This is a genomic window from Mesorhizobium sp. WSM3873, assembly GCF_001672445.1.
In the GTDB taxonomy this organism is placed as follows: Bacteria; Pseudomonadota; Alphaproteobacteria; order Rhizobiales; family Rhizobiaceae; genus Mesorhizobium.
Genome location: NZ_LYTM01000002.1, coordinates 192905 through 211373, shown reverse-complemented (window position 1 = coordinate 211373; position 18469 = coordinate 192905). Strand labels below are relative to the sequence as shown.

Sequence of the window (18469 nt, the reverse complement as noted above, 5' to 3'; positions counted from 1 at the left end):
ATCGTTCAGTCGTCGTCCTGCGAATCGGCGATGTGGTTCAGCGCGGCGGCATTGGTGATGCGCAGCCCGCCGCGTTTGATGTCGATCATGTGCCGGTTGCGCCAGTCGTTGAGCGTCTTGTTGACCGACTCGCGCGTCGCGCCGAGGAATTCGCCGAGTTCCGATTGCGAAATCGGGATCCAGCCGGCGGGGTCGGCCATGACGCCGCTGAGGAACACCAGCCGTTTCGCCAGCCGGGCCTCGATGCCGAAGAAGGCCTGGTCGCCGAGTTCGCCGCTGACCCAGCGCAGCCGCGTGCACAACAGCTCGATCATGGCGCGCGCCAGCGGTGGGTTTTTTTCAATGCGATCAAAGAGTTGCGCGCGACTGAGGGAAACCAGCTCACATGCGGTGAGGCAGATGGCGGTTGCCGTGCGCGGGCGTCCGTCGAGCGCGCCGATCTCGCCGATCAGGCTGCGCGACAGCTCGATATTGGCCACCAGCTTCTGCCCGCCCGGTGAATAGAGCGAAATCTCGACCGTGCCGCTCATCACGCCGTAGATGCGGTCGGATGCGTCCTCCTGGACGAACAGGTGCTGACCGGCGGCATAACGTTCGACCTTGCAGCCGCCGAACAGCAAATCGAACTGGCGCGGATCGATCCGCGCCAGACGCGGCAGGGTGCTCCTGTCGTCTGCGCTGGCTGTGGACATGATGCGGTTCCGCCTCTCGTTGAGCGGAAATTGTATGACAAGTGCATGCTCGATCAAGGCCTGTCTCCTTTCGTGCGATTGCGGCAACACGCGACGGCCTTTGTAGATCGGGCGCCAGACGTGCGCTGCCGGCATCAAACTGGCCGGCAACTGTCCCTTGCATCGGGAACCGGAGCGCGCTGGCGGACGCGAACCGAACTACGAAACGCCGTTCGCGCGCGTGGCGGGAGGCGACCGACGCGCGCGAACAGCAAATCTGAAAATGGCTAGGTGATCGAAACTCCCTGCCGAGCTTTCAGGCCCGGAGGCCGTTGGAGCCCATGCATTGAAGCAGAAGCCAGTACCACCGGTGCAATATGTGTGCGCGATGCCTCCGCGGCGTATGTGAAGGCGATCACAGAAGCGTCGCCATTGTCCAGCAGCGGCTTGCCGCCGCCCTGCATGGACCAGGCCGACGACCCCGATCGAACTCAGCGCCTTCGAATGCAATGTCGGCAAGAAGGGCAGCGGCCCGGCTGTCGACACCGCCCGCAGCAGGCACCACACTGCGGCAGTGCTTCAAAAGGCAATTGCGGAAAATCGAAAACCGATCTATGGAGCACGCGGCTGATTGAGGGCGGCTATCCATCCTATTTGCATAGGTTCGCTGCCCCATGCCCGATAACTTCTCGCGTGTAATCGCATTTCTTGCCGTGGTTATGGCCCTGCTGTTTGCCGGGCTGCATTTCCATCAGGGCAACATCATAGCCACGCTCTACTTCATGACCGGCGCCATTCTGGTGACGGGAGTAACGCATTTGAATGTGCGCCGAGGCCTGATCTAAGCGGCCTCCCGGACGCGAGCTGCCCCACTGCACGAAATTGAAGAGGTTCATCGCGGCCGGATCATCCAACTTTCGGGAAGTTGGATGGTGGGCGATGCAGGGATTGAACCTGCGACCCCACCCGTGTGAAGGGTGTGCTCTCCCGCTGAGCTAATCGCCCGCTCGTTGCCCGAAGGCCGAAGCGAGCCGCGATATAAGGGAGGCGGGTGCGCTAAGTCAAGGCAATGTGCCGACGTTATCCTGCGGACCGATTTCAGGTTCCTGCCGGTTCGATCTGGGCAGGCGCTCAGCGCGCCGCCGCGATCAGACGCTGGGCCAATTCCGGCGTCAGCGTGTCGAAATGCGAGATCACCAGCGTCGGTTCGAACTCGCGCACATGACGATCCGTATAGCCGAAATCGACCGCCACCACCGGAATGCCGGCCGCCTTGGCGGTGTCGATGTCGGTCTGCGAATCGCCGACCATTAGGGCATTGTGCGGATCGCCGCCAGCCAGTTTGATGGTTTCGGTCAGATGGCGCGGATCGGGTTTGCGGAAGGCAAAAGTGTCCTGGCCGCAGATCGCGGCAAAGTATTTGTCGAGACCGAGCGCGCCGATCAGCGTCGCCGAATTCGCTTCATACTTGTTGGTGCAAACCGCCATCAGATAACCGGCGGCCTGGAAGTGGTCGAGAGCCGCGACCACGCCGGGATAGGGGCGGGACTTGCCTGGAATGTTGATCGTGTAGTGGTCCAGGAAAAGCTTCAGCAGCCGGTCGTGCTCTTCCGCCATCAGCGCCTTGTTTTGCGCCGCATGCGCGCGTTCGATCATCACGCGGCCGCCATGGCCGACGTAGCGCTTGAAGCCGGCTTGGTCGACCGCGGCAAGCTCCGCGGCCGCCAGGCTGTGGTTGAGGCTGTCGAGCAGATCCGGCGCAGTGTCGATGAGCGTCCCGTCGAGGTCGAACACGATGATCGGTCGGGTCATGGCCAGTCCTGAATAATTGAGGTTCCGCAGCCGATACAAGCTGGGCGGTGGTCAAGCAAGCCGCCTCCATCGGTCCACAGGCAGAGCCTTTGACGGGACAGGCAAAAATGCTAGGAGGCGCGCCAAACCATGGAAATCGGGGACAGGAGCGGCATGGACGCAAGGCAGATGAAGGTCGAGGCCGCGCGTGCGGCGCTCGCCCATGTCAGCAGCGGCATGCGGCTCGGCATCGGCACGGGCACGACCGCCGACGAGTTCGTCCGGCTGCTCGCCGAAAAGGTCGCGACCGGCCTCAGCGTCATCGGCGTGCCCACATCCGAGCGCACCGCGGCACTCTGCCGCGAGCTTGGCGTGCCGCTGTCGACGCTCGAGGAAACGCCGGAGCTCGACCTCACCATCGACGGCGCCGACGAGATCGATCCCGCGCTGACGTTGATCAAGGGCGGCGGCGGGGCGCTGCTGCGCGAGAAGATCGTCGCGGCGGCGTCGCAGCGCATGATCGTGATTGCCGACCAGTCCAAGATGGTCGAGACGCTCGGCCGTTTCCCGCTGCCGATCGAGGTCAACAAGTTCGGCCTGCGCGCCACCGAGATCGCGGTCGGCGCGGCGGCGGCAAGCCTCGGCCTTGCCGGCCCGGTGACATTGAGGATGACGGGGGAGCAGCCATTTGTTACAGACGGCGGCCACTTTATCCTCGATGCATCTTTTGGCCGCATTCCGGATACAAGAGCGCTTTCGAATGCTCTCTTCGCCATTCCAGGCGTCGTCGAGCACGGTCTATTCATCGGGCTGGCATCAACCGCCGTCATCGCCGGCGGCGACGGCATCCAAACCGTCCATGCCGCCCGAAAACCAGGGAGTTCTATCGACCATGATGTTGCATAAACGGGTTCGCCGCCTTTCGACCATTCTGGCGGCCTCAGCGGTACTTGCGCTGTCCTCGCCGGCGTTTTCGCAGGATATCAGCGAATCGCATCTGAAGGCCGCACGGGCCGCAGTTGCGGCTATCCACGCCACCGACCCGTTCGACAATATCCTGCCGCAGGCGGCGGCAGCGCTTGAGAACCAGCTGATCCAGAAGAATCCCGACATGCAGGAACTGATCGGCAAGACGGTCACCGAAAAGGCGATGGGCTTGGCGGCGCGCCGCGCCGACCTGGAGAAGGAGGCGGCGCTCGCCTACGCCAAGGTGTTTTCCGAAAAGGACCTCAACGATATCGCCACTTTCTACAGCTCGGAAGCCGGCAAGAAGCTGCTCGACAGCGGCCCGGCGGTCACGCGCGACCTGGTGAAGGCGGCAGACATTTGGCAGAACGGGGTCGCCCGCGACCTCGCCCAGCAGGTCGGCGAAACGCTCGCCGCCGCCGCAAAGGCCGCGGCTCCGGCCAAGCCTGCGAAGGATGCGACCGCTCCTGCCGACGGCTCCGCACCAGCCGATAGTTCGGCGCCTGCAGACGACCAGGCTCCTGCCGACAACTCGGCTCCTGCCGACAATTCGCAGAACTGATCCGTTTCAAGCGGCCGATGGCCGACTGGACCAGAAGAGCCCGGGTTTCCGGGCTTTTCTTTTGCCTGCTGTCCGCCTACCTGTGACACACTTCCATTGCGCAGGAGTCCTTTCGATGGCCGGGTACGACTATGATCTCTTCGTCATCGGCGGCGGCTCCGGCGGGGTGAGGGCGGCCCGTGTGGCTGCCTCGCTCGGCAAGCGCGTCGCCATTGCCGAGGAGTATCGCTATGGCGGTACTTGCGTCATCCGCGGCTGCGTGCCGAAGAAACTCTATGTCTATGCCTCGCAATTCCCCGAACATTTCGCCGATGCCGCCGGCTATGGCTGGATGGTCCCCGAGGCAAGCTTCGACTGGCCGACGCTGGTCGCCAACAAGGACAAGGAGATCGCCAGGCTGGAGGCGATCTACAAGAGGAATGTCGAAGGTGCGGGCGGCGAGGCCTTCCATTCGCGCGCCGTGCTGGTCGATCCGCATTCCGTCTATCTCACTGCCGAAGACCGCACCATCAGCGCCGCCCAGATCCTGATCGCCACGGGCGGTCGTCCGGCTCCGCACCCGGCGCTTTCCGGCCACGAATACTGCATCTTCTCCAACGAGGCCTTCGATCTCAAGGAATTGCCGAAGGCGATCATGATCGAGGGCGGCGGCTATATCGCCGTCGAATTTGCCAACATCTTTCATGGACTGGGCGTCGACACCACGCTGGTCTACCGTGGCCAAGAAATTCTTTCGCGCTTCGATATGGATCTTCGCCGCTCGCTGCACGAGACAATGGAGAAGAAGGGGATCAGGATCCTCTGCCGTTCGATCTCGGAATGGGTGCGCAAGACCGCTGAGGGCAGACTGGACGTGCTGCTCTCCAGTGGCCAGACGCTGACCGTCGACCAGGTCATGCTGGCGATCGGCCGCATCCCGAACACGGAGAATATGGGACTCGAAGGCATCGGCGTGGAGCTCGGCAAGACCGGCGCGATCATCGTCGATGAATTTTCCCGCACCAGCATCGACAATATCTGGGCGATCGGCGACGTCACCCACCGCGTGCAACTGACGCCGGTGGCCATCCACGAAGCGATGTGTTTCATCGAGACAGCCTTCAAAGGCAATCCGACAGCGCCAGACCATGATACCATTCCGACGGCCGTGTTTTCGCAGCCCGAGATCGGCACCGTTGGCCTATCCGAGGACGAGGCGGTCAAGCGCTTCCCCGACATCGAGATCTATCGCGCGTCTTTCCGTCCCATGCGGCACACGCTGTCGGGCCGTGACGAAAAGATGCTGATGAAGCTGGTGGTCGACGGCGCGTCGCGGAAAGTGCTCGGCGCCCATATCCTGGGACCGGACGCCGGCGAGATGGCGCAGCTGCTCGGCATTCCGCTGAAGGCGGGGCTGACCAAGGACGATTTCGACCGCACCATGGCCGTCCACCCGACAGCGGCGGAGGAGCTGGTCACCATGTACAAGCCGACCTATCGCGTGAAGAACGGCGAGCGCGTTTGAAGCCAGTCGGGAAGGCGCCGCCGGCCATGCCGGCGGCGCGAAGCTTCTTGGCTAGAGGAGCGTGCCGCGCAGGATCACCAGAGCCACCGAGAAATAGATCACCAGCCCGGTGACGTCGACGAGCGTGGCGACGAACGGCGCCGAGGCACTTGCCGGATCGAAGCCGATGCGCTTCAGCGCGAAAGGCAGCATCGAACCCGACAGCGAGCCGAAGGTGACGATGCCGACCAGCGCCGCACCCACCGTTGCCGCGATCAGCATCCAATGCGGGCCATAGTCGTAGAAGCCGAAATACTGCCAGAGCGCGATGCGGCAGATGCCGACTATGCCGAGGATCGAGCCGAGCACCAAACCGGTCGGCAGCTCGCGCAAGGCGACACGCCACCAGTCGCGAAGGCCGATCTCGCGCAGCGCCAGCGCGCGGATGACGAGCGAGGTCGCCTGCGAGCCGGAGTTGCCGCCCGAGCTCATGATCAGCGGGATGAAGAGGGTGAGCACGATCGCCTTCTCCAACTCGCCCTCGTAGCTCTGCATGGCGTTCGCCGTGAGCATCTCGCTGAGGAACAGCGCGCAGAGCCAGCCGGCCCGCTTCTGGATCATGGCGAGGAAGCCCATCTTCATATAGGGCTCGTCCAGCGCCTCCATGCCGCCGAAACGATGAACGTCTTCGGTCGTTTCCTCGACGATGGTGTCGATGATGTCGTCGATGGTGACGATGCCGAGGATCTTGCCGTGATCCACAACCGGCAGGGCGAGCAGATCGTATTTGGAGATCGTCTGCGCCAGCGTTTCGCGATCGGTCAGCGGCGTGACCGTGACCGGCATGCGATCCAGCGCCACCGACAGGATCGAGTCCTGAGGCTCGCCGGTGATCAGCCGGCGCAAGCCCGTCGCCCGCAGCAGGAGCTGCGTGTCCTTGTCGGTGATGTAGATCGCATAGACGGTCTCGCGCGTGCGCTCGACTTTGCGGATGTAGTCGAGCGTGCGGCCGACGGTCCAGTCCGAAGGCACGCTGACGAACTCGGTCGTCATGATCGAGGCGGCGCTGCCCTCGGGATAACCGAGAATCGAAAGCAGTGTCGCGCGCAGCGGTGGGGCAAGCGCGCCAAGCAGTTCCGAGCGCGCAGGCTCATCGAGCTCGCGCAGGATGTCGGCTGCGCGGTCGACCGACATGGCGGTGAGCAGCTTGCCTGCTTTCGCGCGCGGCAGGGCTGCGGCGAGTTCCGGCGCGCTTTCGAGCTCCGGCTGGTCGAAGATTTCGACCAACCGCTCGAACGGCACCGCGCAGAGCAGCTCGATGGCCGCCTCGCGAGGTTCGCGGTTGAGGGCTTCGACGACGTCCGCGACGTGGTCGTTGGCAAGAACACGGGCAACGGCGACCGCTTCGTCGTCCAATACGGATGCGAATTCATTCATGGCTCACTCCTTGCCGTCCGGCAGGACGTGAGCCGTCAGGTCACGTCAAGGCGGACGGCGGTTGCGTTCGACTGTGACTGTCGCCAGGCATGGCGGGTTTGACCTTTCTGCTCGCGGGGTAGCGCATGACCCCCCGAAAATCGGCTTCGATTTTCGGAAAGGCGCATGCGCAATTCTAAGATTCTACAGCGACCGCGTCCGAAGGACGCGTGCCGCAGGTTGGAAACCTGCGAGCGGGCGCAACATAGGAGCGCGTTTTGCCGAGTCAATCGCGACGAGCGCTGAAAATGAGCGAAGCATTGCCGGATCGCGAGACTGTGATCGACAGTGGCCGCTGCCGAGGCGAACGGACCAGGGCTGGGCTGATTGCTATTTCTGCTTGAGCCGCCGGAAGCGCAACCATTTGTCCTCGGCCGGCCGGGGCTGCGCGAGGATCGTCGTGAGCTCGCGCGGCAGAGCGGGAGCGAGCGGCTTCTTGGTCGCGACGCCATCGGAGATCGCCACGACGCTATGATAGAATTCCTCTCCGGAAAGCGACCGCGGCGGAACGGCCTCGTGCATCACGCTGATCACGGTTACATCGGGGCAATTGACCTTGATCGCTTCGTGGAAGGCGATCTTGCCTTCGGGGTCGAGAGCGCCGGTCGCTTCGTCGAGGAAGAGCAGTCCCGGCTGCTGCAGGATGATGCGGGCTACCACCAGCTTCTGCTTCTGCCCGCCTGACAGGACCTGATCCCAGAGCTTGCCTTCGCGGCTCTCATCGGCCAGGTGGCCGATGAATTCGCCGAGCCCGGCCTTGTGCAGCGCGGCCGCCACCAGCACGTCGGTGTGATCGTTTTCCGAACCCGGCAGACAGACGAGCTGCTTCAGCGAGACCTGCTGCAGCTTGACCTCCTGGGCGGCATAGAAGCTCGTCACCCCTTCCGGGAACACGATGGTGCCGCGGCCATAGGGCCACAGACCATTGATTGCCTTGATCAGCGAGGTCTTGCCGCAGCCGGACTCGCCTTTGAGGAATGTCCACTCGCCGCGGCGGAAGCGCAGGTTGGCGGCGCTCAGGAAGGGCGTTGCGTCCTCGCCCTGATGCGCGAGCTCCAGCTTCTGGATGGTCAGGCCGAAGACGGGATTTTGCGTGGCATAGCTGAAGTCGGAGCGGCCGGTCTGGCGGTAGAACTCCTGCGGCTGCTGGACGTTCTCGATGGCGCTGGCGAGCTCGGTCACACGCTGGCTGTTGGCCCTAAGCGTGGCGATCGCGGGCATGACATGGATGAACCACGAACACTGGCTGATCAGCTGCGCGACCATTTCGGAGCCGGTTATGTAGCCCTTGAGATCGAAGCCGTTGTGAATGAAGGGCACGAGACCGGGTCCGTAGGAAACGATGCGGGCGCCGATGAAATTGTAGATCAGCTCGAACGACATGTAGCTGGTGTTGACGACGTTCAGCCGCCCCCAGGTCTTGTCGATGTCGACATAGAGCTTGTCGTGCATCGTTTTCTGCACATCCTCGCCGTGAGAGGCGGCGACGTGGAAGCTGCGGCGCAGGAAGGTCGTCAATTCGCTGCGATAGCTGCCCTCGGCCTGTTGCATGCGGATGTTGAGACGTTCGAGCAGGCCGCCGAGCTTCACCGCAATCCAGGTGTTGAGCGGCACGTAGGTCGCGACCGCCAGAAAGGCCAGCACGGCACTGCCGTAGCTGCCGAGGAACTCCAGCCCTTTGACCTCCACCGAGGCCCCGATCAAATTCTCGCCGACGAAATAAAGCGAGGTCGCCACGCCCAGCACGCCCATGGCAAGGCCGATGGCGCCGCCCGTCATGTCCTTGATCGATTCCTGGATGCGCTGGTCGATGTTGTCGGGAGCGACGATACCGCCGGCAACCGAGCCATGCTGGGCATGGAAATGGGTATGGTTGCCGTCGAGCAGCGCTCGGTTGAATTGGCTGTTCAGCCAGCCCCGCCATTTGCGATGCAAGGTTGCGGAAACGAGATTTCGCACTCCGGTGAAGCCGGCGTCCTTGAGCACGACCAACAGCACCAATATGCCGGCATTGGTAAGAAGCGTCTGGAGCGGATTGATATTGGCGGCGTCGTGGAAGAAGGCGATCGAATTCACCAGCTCGCCCGATGCCATGGCAAACCACACGCCAGCCTTGCTGGAGAGCGCTGTCAGCAGCGCGATGACGAGGGTGAGGGTCCAGGCTTCCTTCCACCGGTCGGAGAACCAGTAGGCTCGCATCAGCCCCCAGAATGTGCGCATCGACGATACCGGCGTCAGGGGCGAGGGCCTTGCCGCCTCGCTGGATGTTTGCTCCGGTACTGTACGTCGCGGTCTACCGACCCGAATCACGATCCCGCCCGAACCTTTCCTGTTTTGTTACACATGGTAACACCAATTGATCATTTTCCATTAATTTTCTTCCTCCGAATGGGAACAGGGTTACCGGCCGTGGCATGAAGGCAACAGAAAAGCTTTGCCGGCTGATATCCATCGGCGGGGAATTCATGTTTTGTTTCAGCCGTTTGGGAACAGAGTTTCGGCTGGAAAGGACTTTCCCCAGGGGAAGCCGAAAACACGGTTTTGTGAAGGGATATTCAGCCCGATGCTCGGCTGGTCCACGGGTTGAAGGGCTCGAAAGTGGCCGTCAGGAGACCTCGGGCTACCTCGAATCAACGCCGTAGACCGCGGGGATCTCTCTCAGCAGACTTCCGCGTCCGCTGGGCGGAGGGGTGATGCGAACTTGGTTTAGCCCGCCGTTTCGAGCTCACCGCGCGCCTTGGCCGCAGCGACCTGGCGGATAGCATCGGCCAGCGTGTCGGCGTCCTGCGCGCCCATAACGGCATATTTGGCTTCGAGCAGGAAACAGGGCACGCCGGTGATGCCCATGCGCGAGGCGGTGGCGATTTCGTTGCGCACCGCCTCGACATCGGCATCCGTGGGCAGCAGCGTCTCGACCACGGAACCGTCCATGCCGGCTTCGCGGGCGGCGTCGGTTAGGACGGCATGGTCGCCGAGATTGGCGCCTTCCTCGAAATTCAGCTGGAAGAGGCGTCGCACCAGCCGGTTCTGCACGTCCTCGCCGGCAGGCCCCGCCCAACGGATAACGCGGTGGGCGTCCAGCGTGTTGGGAGCGACCTTGATGGCGCCGAAGGCGAAATGGATCCCTTCCGCCTCGCCGAGCGGCTCAATGCGCGCATGGATCTGCTGGATGCGTTCCTCGCTGCCGAATTTGCCCAGCATGTATTCGCGGCGATCCATGCCGCCTTGCGGAATGGTCGGATCGAGCTGGAACGGCCGCCAGCGCACGTGCACGTCGATATCGCCGGCAGCGGCGATCGCCCTGTCCAGCCGCTTCTGGCCGATGAAGCACCAGGGACAGACGACATCCGACACCACATCGATGGTGATCGAGTTCTCCGCGCTCATGCTCGTCTCCTTGCTTGGTCGGTGTCAGGCGGGGGATCGCGTCAGTTGGGCTTTCGCCACCATGTCGGCAGCTGATAGCCGAATATGGGCGTCTTTTGCGGATGTTCCAGGTAGCTCCAGTAAGCCAGCCACTGCTGCGTGTTGTATTGCATGGGCACCATGTAGTTGCCCGATATCAGCAGCCGATCGAGAACGCGCACCGCGGCGACATAGTCTTCCTTCGTGCGCGCATTCAGCATCGCGTTGATCGCCGCGTCGACCGCGGGATCGGCGACGCCGGCCAGGTTGAATGAACCCTCCTGCTTGGCGGCGACGGATCCCCAGCGTCCCATCTGCTCGCTGCCGGGCGAGAGCGAATTGTTGAAACCGCTTGTGCCGATCAGTACCTCGAAGTCGAAGCGCTGCTTGCGCGACTGGATTTGATCGCCGTCGAGGCCGCGGATGGTTACATCGATGCCGATCTTCTCCAGCGTGCGCTGATAGAGAGCCGCAAGCCGCTCCTCGTCCTGCGATGACGTCATGATCTCGAAGCCAAAGGGATTGCCTTCAGGGTCGCGCATCCGGCCGTCCTCTACGTGATAGCCAGCGCTTTTCAGGAGCTCGAAAGCCGCTCGCAGCACCTTGCGGTCCTGGCCGGAGCCGTCGGTGACCGGCGGCCGCCAGGTTCCGTCCATCACCTCGGCAGGGACGCGGCCGGGGTAGGGGGCAAGCAGCGCCTTCTCCCGCTCGTCGGCGGGATGGCCGAGCGCGGACAATTCCGAGTTCTGCCAGAAGCTCATGGTTCGATTGAACTTGCCGGCGAACAGGTTTTTGTTGGCCCATTCGAAGTCGTAGAGCATGCCGAGCGCACGCCGCACGACCGGATTGGAAAACTTCGGCAGCCTGGTGTTGAACAGGAAGCCCGTCACCACCGGCGGAATACCGGTGTCGAAATATTCCTGCTTCACATCACCCTTGCGAAAGGCCGGGAAGTCGATATCGCGGTCGCGCTTGACCGGATCGGTCTCGTCGTCGAGGGCACAGATGCCTTTCTTGAACGCTTCCGTCTTGGCGTTGGCGTTGAGGAAATACTCGATGGTGATCTGGTCGAAATTGTCGAAGCCGCGCTTCGATGGGATGTCCTTGCCCCAATAATTGGGATTGCGCTTGAACACGATGCGCTGTCCAGGCTGCACCTTGTCCACGGTATAGGGGCCGCTGCCGGTCAGCGGCTTCAGCGTGGTCTTGTCGAAAGTCTCCTTGTCGAAGGCGTGCTTGGGGATGATCGGCGTCAGCGCGACGATCAGCGGAAATTCGCGATTGGCCTTTTCGTTGAAGGTGAACTTCACGCTGTGGTCGCCGGTCTTCTCCAGCCTGGCGATCATGCTCATGCGATCGCTGTAAGGCGGGCGGCCCTTGTCCTTGAAGACATCGTAGGTGAACAGCACGTCCTCCGGCGTCACAGGCTGGCCGTCCGACCATTTGGCCTTGGGATTGAGGTGGAACTCGATGCTCTTGCGACCCGGGTCCATGTCGGCGCTGTCGGCGAGCAGGCCGTAGAGGCTGAAGGGCTCGTTGTAGTTGCGCTGCATCAACGGCTCGAAGACCAGGTTGCCGTAGACCGTGTCGATCATGCCGCGCGCGGTGGTGCGCAGGCTCTTCAGGATGAAGGGGTTGAGATTGTCGAAACTGCCGACGACGCAATAGGTGACGCTGCCGCCCTTCGGCGCATCGGGATTGACGTAGTCGAAATGCGTATAGTCCGCAGGCAGCGCCGGCTCGCCATGCATGGCGATGCCGTGCTTCGGTTTCGACAAAGCCGGAAGCAGCGAGAGGGCCAGAAACGAGGTCGCGGCGATCAGCCGAACGAGAACGCGGTCCATGACCGTCTCCTTGCCGGGCAGCTTGATGATTCGACATGCACCCTAGAGCATTTCGCTCCCCGATTGAATCGGCGCACGCCGGTCGCTTGGTTCAGTCGGCGCATCGCCGATGGAGGTTCGTCCAGGGCAGGAGAAGCGGCAAGAAAACGCGGAAACCGGGCTGGATTCGGCGTCGCTGGCAGTGTAACACGCGCTCCGAAGTCATGCTGTTGCCTCATTTGGGCAACAGGTAGCGGGACCACACGGCAGGAAGAAGCCGGTCCCCGGGATCATTTGAGAGGAAAGTGCACCATATGACGAGCAACGCGTATCGCCTTTCGGTGCTGGCCGCAGGCGTGGTCGGCGTTCTGGGCGCCGGGCTTTTCACCGCTTCCGCCCAGCAGCCGCCGCAGATTCCGCAGGGCTGGTTCAAGGCCTGCACCAAGCAGGAAGACGTCGATATCTGCAACGTGCAGAACATCGTCACCGCCGGCAATGGCCAACTCGTCACCGGCGTCAGCCTGATCGAGCTCAAGGGCAAAGTGAACCGTAAGGTGTTCCAGGTGACGGTGCCGACCGGCCGTCTCGTTCCTCCGGGCATCGGCCTGCAGATCGATTCCGGCAAGGCGCAGAAGCTCGACTATGTGATCTGCTTCCCGGATCGCTGCGTGGCCGAAGTGCCGCTGACCGACCAGCTTGTCGCGTCTTTCAAGAAGGGCCAGCAGATCACGCTCACCTCGGTCAATTTCCAGAACCAGCCGAACCCGATAAAGGTTGCGCTGACGGGCTTCAGCGGCGCCTATGACGGCCCGCCGCTGCAGCAGTCGGACATCGAGGACCGCCAAAAGAAGCTGCAGGACTTCGTCGCCAAGAACAACCAGGACTTCGCCAAGAAGCTTAAGGAAGAGCAGGACAAGGCGAAGACCGCCAACTGATTGTTGGAGCGTTTCTCCAGCATGCAAAAAGCGGGGCAGGCGCCCCGCTTTTTTGTTGTCGCTTGTCCAGCCGTCAGTGTTTCGAGTGACCTTTCGGCTCGTAGCGCCCGTCGGGCAGCTTGTCGAACATCTCGCCGATCTGCGGGTGCCGCACCGGCTCGCCCGACCGATCCTCGAGCAGGTTCTGCTCCGATACATAAGCGATGTACTCTGTCTCGGAGTTCTCGGCGAGAAGGTGATAGAAAGGCTGGTCCTTGCTTGGACGCATGTCCGCCGGGATCGCTTCATACCATTCTTCGGTGTTGGCGAATTGCGGATCGACGTCGAAGATCACGCCACGGAACGGAAACAGCCGGTGGCGAACAACTTGTCCGATCGCGAATTTGGCCGTCTTCATCGCACTCACCACTTCGGTCCCGAGGCGCCGCAGCGGCTTGCGCGCACAGGGCGCCTAAGGTCTTGAATCTACACGTCACGCGCTCAAAAATCGACCCCGACTTTCGGCTTGGTACGATTTGGCGCAGACGTTGCTCCAATGCAATGCTTTACCGACGCCCTGGCCCACCAAGCTACCTATCAGCGGGCGCAATCCTCGGCCGAAAGCGGTAGTTTGCAAATGTGCCTCAGCGCGCGGCCTGTTTCCTGAAGCCGCCGGCGAGCGCCCGAAAACCGCTTCCCGGCCGCAGGCCTTCGCGCATGAAGAAGGCGCGCAGCGGCGCGAAGCTGCCCAGCACGTTGAGGCCGGCGCTGCGCGCAAGCTGCGCCGGGAGCATGTCGGACAGCAGTGACATGTTGAGCAAGTTCACCGCACTGCTGCGCGCCAAGATGTCCGGACGGCGCCGCGTGTCGTAGGCGGCAAGGCTCAGCCTCGACCCGGGATCGTCGCGATTTTCGCTGGCGATTCCAATTAGATCGTCGATATCCCTGATGCCGAGATTGAGGCCTTGTGCCCCGATCGGCGGGAAGACATGAGCAGCCTCGCCGACAAGCGCCACACGGTTTTGCGCGAACCGACCGGGCGAGGCCGCCGAAAGCGGGTAGACTTGGCGGCCGGGCTCGACCGAGACCCGGCCGAGCATGGACTGCATTTGCTCTTCGACCCGAACAGACAGCGTGGCATCGTCGAGCGCGGCCAGTTCCTGTGCCGTTTCCGGCTTCACCACCCAGACGAGACTGGAGCGCTTGCCCGGCAGCGGCACCTGCGTGAACGGCCCGGTCTCGGTATGGAATTCGGTCGAGATGAAGCCATGCTCGCTGCGATGGCTGAAATTGAGAACGAGCGCCGACTGAGGATAGGGTCGGGCGGAGGCTTTGATACCGGCGGCCTCGCGCGCCGGCGACAGGCGCCCGTCGGCGGCAACCGCCAGCGATGCCGAGACCTCACTGCCATCGGCGAGGCTCGCATGCGCGTGGTCGGCGTCGAGCCGCCAGGCATCGACCATCGACTTTCGCCACTCGATGCCGGGATTTGCGGCGACCTTCTTGGCAAGCACCGGGATCAGGATTTTGTTCGGCAGGTTGAGCCCGAACTGCTCCTCGCCGATTTCGCTGGCGCGGAAGGTGACGGTCGGGCTGCGGATCAGCCGGCGTGTTGCGTCGACGATGCGCATCATTTTCAGCGGCGCCGCCTGCGGTCTGAGTTCGGCCAGCACGCCCAGGCGGTCGAGCACCTTGAGAGCAGGGTTCATAAGGGCGGTGGTGCGGCCATCGCCGCCGGCGGCCTCGGGGCCAGCCAACGTCACGGCAAAGCCTGCCTCGGCAAAGCCGAGTGCCGCGATCAGGCCGGCCGGGCCGCTGCCGGCGATCAATATTCGGGCTTTGTCACTCTGCTCCACGCCAGGCTTCCATGTTGATGGCGGCCCGTCGGCCTGCATGCGGTATAGGGCAGATCGGCGGACTTGATCAACGCGGCGATTCGGCCCATTCGATTGGCATGAGCGCCCAGGAGCACGATTTCCGCCATCTCGACCGCGCCGGCCGCGCCACGGCGGGACTGGCGCGCAGCCCCCGCCTTGCCGTGATGCTCACTATCGGTGCGGGCGTCGTGCTTGCCTGGTGGATCCTCGCTGCCATGGCTATTCGCGGCGCCGAAAGCCGCGTTGCCGGCGGCGCTCCGGGCGATGCGCTGCTGAAGAACCTGCCGCCATTGCCGCTGCCGGATTTCCTCGACCGTTTCTTCGCTTTGTGCCTTGCGCCGGCGCCGCTTTCAGGCTCGTTGGCGGCGTCGGCGCTCGTCCTGATGTGGTTCATAATGGCGGTGGCGACGATGCTGCCCTCGGCGGCGCCGATGATCCGCACCTATTGCGAGATTGCCGATACCGCCCGGATCAAGGGCGAGCCCGTCGTCCATCCGCTGGTTCTGGTGATGGGATACCTCGCGACCTGGCTTGCCGCATCAGTGGCCTTCGCCGCGCTGACGCTCACGGTCTATGGCTTTGCCGCCGCGGGACAGGTGCTCGATCCCGTCGTCGGGATTGCCGGGGCCGTCGCCTTGGCGATCGCCGGCCTCTATCAGTTCAGCGGCTTGAAGCAGGCGTGCCTCAAGAGATGCCACAACCCGTTCTCGATCCTGTTTGCCAACTGGAGCGCGGAGCCGGGGCGTGTCTTTCGCCTGGGAGTGGAGCAGGGCGTCTGGTGTCTCGGCTGTTGCTCGGCGCTGATGCTGGTCATGTTCGCCGTGGGCGCGATGAACATCTTCTGGATGGCGCTGATCAGCCTGTTCGCTTTGATCGAAAAACAGACCGCGGGCAGGGTGGCCAGCCAGGTTTCCGGTGCGATACTGCTTGTGTGGGCCGCCGCCCTGCTATTAGTTTCCGCGTGAGGGAGAATTCGATGGCCGATCAGAGCTGGGCGATGAAGGGAGAGCTGGTACTCTCCTGCAATTGCACGGTTTTCTGCCCCTGCGTTCTGTCGCTCGGCAGCCATCCGCCGACCGAAGGCTATTGCCAGACGTGGGCCGGGTTCCGCATCGACGCCGGCCATTTCGGCGAGGTCGATCTTTCCGGCCTTAATCTTGGTCTGGTCATGGAAATCCCGGGCTATATGAGCCGCGGCAACTGGAGCGCCGGCCTGTTCATCGACAAGCGCGCCTCCATCTATGCCGTGAAAGCCCTGACAAAAATCTTCACCGGCAAGGCGGGCGGGACCACTTCGCTGCTGTCGATTCTGGTTGGAAACTTCCTTGGTGTGGAACAGGTGCCGATCACCTATGAGACGCGTGACAGGACGCGCGTTTTCCAGATACCGCGGATTATCGACGGCGCGGTGACGCCGATACCCGGCAAGGACCGCGATAAAGACACCGTCATTACCAATTCCGAATACTGGATCGCACCGGAAATCATCGTGGCGAAGTCCGACAAGAGCAAGATGCGCGCCTTCGGCCGCAATTGGAATTTCGCCGGCCGTTCGGCCGAGATATGTAAGCTGGATTGGCGAGGCCCGTGAGCAAGAACACAGCGGCCCGGAATGCGGCCAAGAAAATCGCGGAGCGGATTCCGCGGCCGAAGAAGAAAGTGACGTGGCCGCAGGCGCGGGCGTTCTCCGTGCACCTGCTGACTGCGTCCGGCTCGTTCCTCGCCTTCCTCTCGCTGGTGGCGGCGAGCGAGGGACGCTGGACGGCAATGTTCTGGTGGCTGGGGCTGGCGCTCTTCGTCGACGGCATCGACGGCCCGATCGCCAGGAAACTCGAAGTCAAGGAGATCCTGCCGACATGGTCGGGCGAGCTGCTCGACAACATCATCGACTACGTGACCTACGTGCTTATTCCGGCCTTCGCGCTCTACCAGCGCGGCTTGATGGGCGAGAACCTGTCGTTCCTGTCGGCGGCGATCATCGTAGTCTCCAGCGCGATCTACTACGCCGACACCGGCATGAAGACGAAGGAGAACTTCTTCAAGGGGTTCCCGGTCGTCTGGAACATGGTGGTGTTCACGCTCTTTGTCATCGAGCCGGGGCAGTGGGTTTCCTTCGCCGTGGTCGTGGTCGCCGGTATTCTCACCTTCCTGCCGATCAACTTCATCCACCCGGTACGGGTGGTGCGGCTCAGGCCGATCAATCTCGGCATGACGCTGTTATGGTGCGCCTTCGGCGCGCTTGCATTGGCACAGGCCGCACTTGCCTCGTTCTATGACAAGATCGGGGTTCTGAGCGAGCAGGTCAGCATCTTCACCAAGGCCGGCATTACGGTTACCGGGCTCTATCTCGCCTGCATCGGGGGCATCATGCAGATGTTTCCCAATCTTGGCGCCAGGAAATCCTGACTCGATATCCAGCTTCCGTCCTTTTCCGAGAAAGTTGAGCAATGTCCAAAGCGATCCGCATTCACGCCCATGGCGGCCCCGAGGTCCTGACCTATGAGGATTCGGATCCCGGCCAGCCGGGCGCCGGGCAGATTCTGATCAGGCATACCGCGATCGGCCTCAACTTCATCGACGTCTACCATCGCTCGGGCCTCTACCCGCCGCCGGGCGGGTTTCCGCTGATTCCGGGCGGCGAAGCGGCGGGTGTGGTGCTGGCCGTTGGCGTCGGCGTCGACTGGCTGAGGGCCGGTGATCGCATCGCCTATGCCGTCAATGTCGGCGCCTATTCGGAAGAACGCGTGATCGCCGCCGACCGCGTGGTCAAGGTGCCGGACGGCATCAGCGACGAGCAGGCGGCGGCCATGATGCTGAAAGGCATGACGGCCGAATATCTGCTGCGCCGCACCTATAAGGTGAAGGCGGGCGACACGATCCTCTACCATGCCGCGGCCGGCGGTGTCGGCCTGATCCTGGGCCAATGGGCAAAGCATCTCGGCGCGACGGTGATCGGCACGGCGAGCTCCGCAGACAAGGTCGAGCTCGCCAAGGCGCATGGCTTCGACCATGTCATCAATTACAAGGAGCAGGATTTCGTCGCCGGCGTCGCCGCCATCACCGGCGGCAAAAAGTGCGACGTCGTCTATGATTCCGTCGGCAACGACACTTTTCCCGCTTCGCTCGACTGCCTGAGGCCGCTTGGCATGTTTGTCAGCTTCGGCCAGTCGTCCGGGCCGATCCCGCCTTTCCCGATGTCGCTTCTGGCGCAGAAAGGCTCGCTCTATGCGACCCGCCCGACGCTCTTCGTCTACAACGCCAAACGCGAGCACCTTGTGGCCTCGGCGCAAGCGCTGTTCGAGGTAGTGCTGAGCGGCGCCGTCGAGATCAAGATCAACCAGCGCTACGCGCTGAAGGACGCGGCACAAGCGCAGTCCGATCTCGAGGGCCGCAAGACGACGGGCACCACCATCCTCATCCCCTAAGCCGGCTGCCTTGTTTTTCAGCGCCTTGCCGCGCCTCGAGGCAATGGTTCCCCGAAAAGCTTACTGGTTTTCCTCT

17 protein-coding genes and 1 tRNA gene are annotated in these 18469 nt (G+C 62.8%); 9 read left to right on the top strand and 9 right to left on the bottom strand.

The window, feature by feature from the left end; genetic code table 11:
• Positions 1-5: 5 nt before the first annotated feature.
• Positions 6-692 (bottom strand): Crp/Fnr family transcriptional regulator, encoded by a 687-nt coding sequence (locus tag A9K71_RS02560; protein WP_066989939.1) that lies wholly within the window; start codon positions 690-692, stop codon positions 6-8.
• Between the two features lie 653 nt (positions 693-1345).
• Here A9K71_RS02560 and A9K71_RS31870 point away from each other — a divergent pair.
• Positions 1346-1516: a hypothetical protein gene (locus tag A9K71_RS31870; protein ID WP_164746760.1), complete on the top strand. Its 171-nt coding sequence runs from the start codon at positions 1346-1348 to the stop codon at positions 1514-1516.
• Between the two features lie 85 nt (positions 1517-1601).
• Here the strand turns inward: A9K71_RS31870 and A9K71_RS02555 are convergent.
• Together A9K71_RS02555 and A9K71_RS02550 are read right to left on the bottom strand one after the other, a co-directional pair.
• Positions 1602-1676, bottom strand: a tRNA-Val gene (locus A9K71_RS02555).
• Positions 1677-1802: 126 nt separating this feature from the next.
• On the bottom strand, positions 1803-2483 hold the full coding sequence (locus A9K71_RS02550; RefSeq protein WP_066989841.1) for a phosphoglycolate phosphatase: 681 nt from the start codon (positions 2481-2483) through the stop codon (positions 1803-1805).
• Positions 2484-2636: 153 nt separating this feature from the next.
• Here A9K71_RS02550 and rpiA point away from each other — a divergent pair, with 153 nt between their 5' ends.
• The 3 genes from rpiA to gor all read left to right on the top strand — a co-directional run bounded on the left by rpiA (position 2637) and on the right by gor (position 5494).
• Positions 2637-3368 carry a ribose-5-phosphate isomerase RpiA gene (gene rpiA / locus A9K71_RS02545; RefSeq protein ID WP_066989839.1) on the top strand — a complete coding sequence of 244 codons (732 nt, stop codon included), beginning with the start codon at positions 2637-2639 and terminating at the stop codon, positions 3366-3368.
• Complete coding sequence (locus A9K71_RS02540; protein ID WP_066989837.1) at positions 3355-3990, top strand: DUF2059 domain-containing protein; 636 nt, start codon at positions 3355-3357, stop codon at positions 3988-3990. Before rpiA ends, A9K71_RS02540 begins: the two co-directional genes overlap by 14 nt.
• A 115-nt stretch (positions 3991-4105) precedes the next feature.
• Positions 4106-5494: a glutathione-disulfide reductase gene (gene gor / locus A9K71_RS02535; RefSeq protein WP_066989834.1), complete on the top strand. Its 1389-nt coding sequence runs from the start codon at positions 4106-4108 to the stop codon at positions 5492-5494.
• Positions 5495-5545: 51 nt separating this feature from the next.
• On the opposite strand, the gene mgtE is transcribed toward gor, so the two are convergent.
• The 4 genes from mgtE to A9K71_RS02515 form a co-directional block, all read right to left on the bottom strand.
• On the bottom strand, positions 5546-6910 hold the full coding sequence (gene mgtE / locus A9K71_RS02530; protein WP_066989832.1) for a magnesium transporter: 1365 nt from the start codon (positions 6908-6910) through the stop codon (positions 5546-5548).
• Between the two features lie 369 nt (positions 6911-7279).
• On the bottom strand, positions 7280-9169 hold the full coding sequence (locus A9K71_RS02525) for an ABC transporter ATP-binding protein/permease (protein WP_066989828.1): 1890 nt from the start codon (positions 9167-9169) through the stop codon (positions 7280-7282).
• A 486-nt stretch (positions 9170-9655) separates the two neighbouring features.
• Positions 9656-10336, bottom strand: a complete 681-nt coding sequence (locus tag A9K71_RS02520) for a DsbA family protein (protein WP_066989826.1) — start codon at positions 10334-10336, stop codon at positions 9656-9658.
• A 41-nt stretch (positions 10337-10377) separates the two neighbouring features.
• Positions 10378-12198, bottom strand: coding sequence for an extracellular solute-binding protein (locus A9K71_RS02515; RefSeq protein ID WP_066989823.1), 1821 nt, complete (start codon positions 12196-12198; stop codon positions 10378-10380).
• 284 nt (positions 12199-12482) lie between these two features.
• Here A9K71_RS02515 and A9K71_RS02510 point away from each other — a divergent pair, with 284 nt between their 5' ends.
• Entirely contained in the window at positions 12483-13112 is a 630-nt protein-coding gene (locus tag A9K71_RS02510; protein ID WP_095777677.1) for an invasion associated locus B family protein, read from the top strand.
• Positions 13113-13185: 73 nt separating this feature from the next.
• Here the strand turns inward: A9K71_RS02510 and hspQ are convergent, their stop codons facing one another.
• Complete coding sequence (hspQ, locus tag A9K71_RS02505) at positions 13186-13509, bottom strand: heat shock protein HspQ (RefSeq protein WP_066989816.1); 324 nt, start codon at positions 13507-13509, stop codon at positions 13186-13188.
• Between the two features lie 226 nt (positions 13510-13735).
• Positions 13736-14947 (bottom strand): UbiH/UbiF family hydroxylase, encoded by a 1212-nt coding sequence (locus A9K71_RS02500; protein ID WP_066989936.1) that lies wholly within the window; start codon positions 14945-14947, stop codon positions 13736-13738.
• A gap of 98 nt (positions 14948-15045) precedes the next feature.
• Here A9K71_RS02500 and A9K71_RS02495 point away from each other — a divergent pair, with 98 nt between their 5' ends.
• From A9K71_RS02495 to A9K71_RS02480, 4 genes are read left to right on the top strand one after another with little or no spacing between them, the layout of a single operon-like run.
• Positions 15046-15933, top strand: a complete 888-nt coding sequence (locus A9K71_RS02495; RefSeq protein ID WP_066989813.1) for a DUF2182 domain-containing protein — start codon at positions 15046-15048, stop codon at positions 15931-15933.
• 11 nt (positions 15934-15944) lie between these two features.
• Positions 15945-16559 carry a DUF1326 domain-containing protein gene (locus A9K71_RS02490; RefSeq protein WP_066989810.1) on the top strand — a complete coding sequence of 205 codons (615 nt, stop codon included), beginning with the start codon at positions 15945-15947 and terminating at the stop codon, positions 16557-16559.
• Positions 16556-17374: a phosphatidylcholine synthase gene (pcsA, locus tag A9K71_RS02485; protein WP_066989933.1), complete on the top strand. Its 819-nt coding sequence runs from the start codon at positions 16556-16558 to the stop codon at positions 17372-17374. The genes A9K71_RS02490 and pcsA overlap by 4 nt, the downstream gene beginning before the upstream one ends.
• Positions 17375-17415: 41 nt before the next feature.
• Positions 17416-18393 carry a quinone oxidoreductase gene (locus A9K71_RS02480; RefSeq protein ID WP_066989806.1) on the top strand — a complete coding sequence of 326 codons (978 nt, stop codon included), beginning with the start codon at positions 17416-17418 and terminating at the stop codon, positions 18391-18393.
• Positions 18394-18469: the final 76 nt, after the last annotated feature.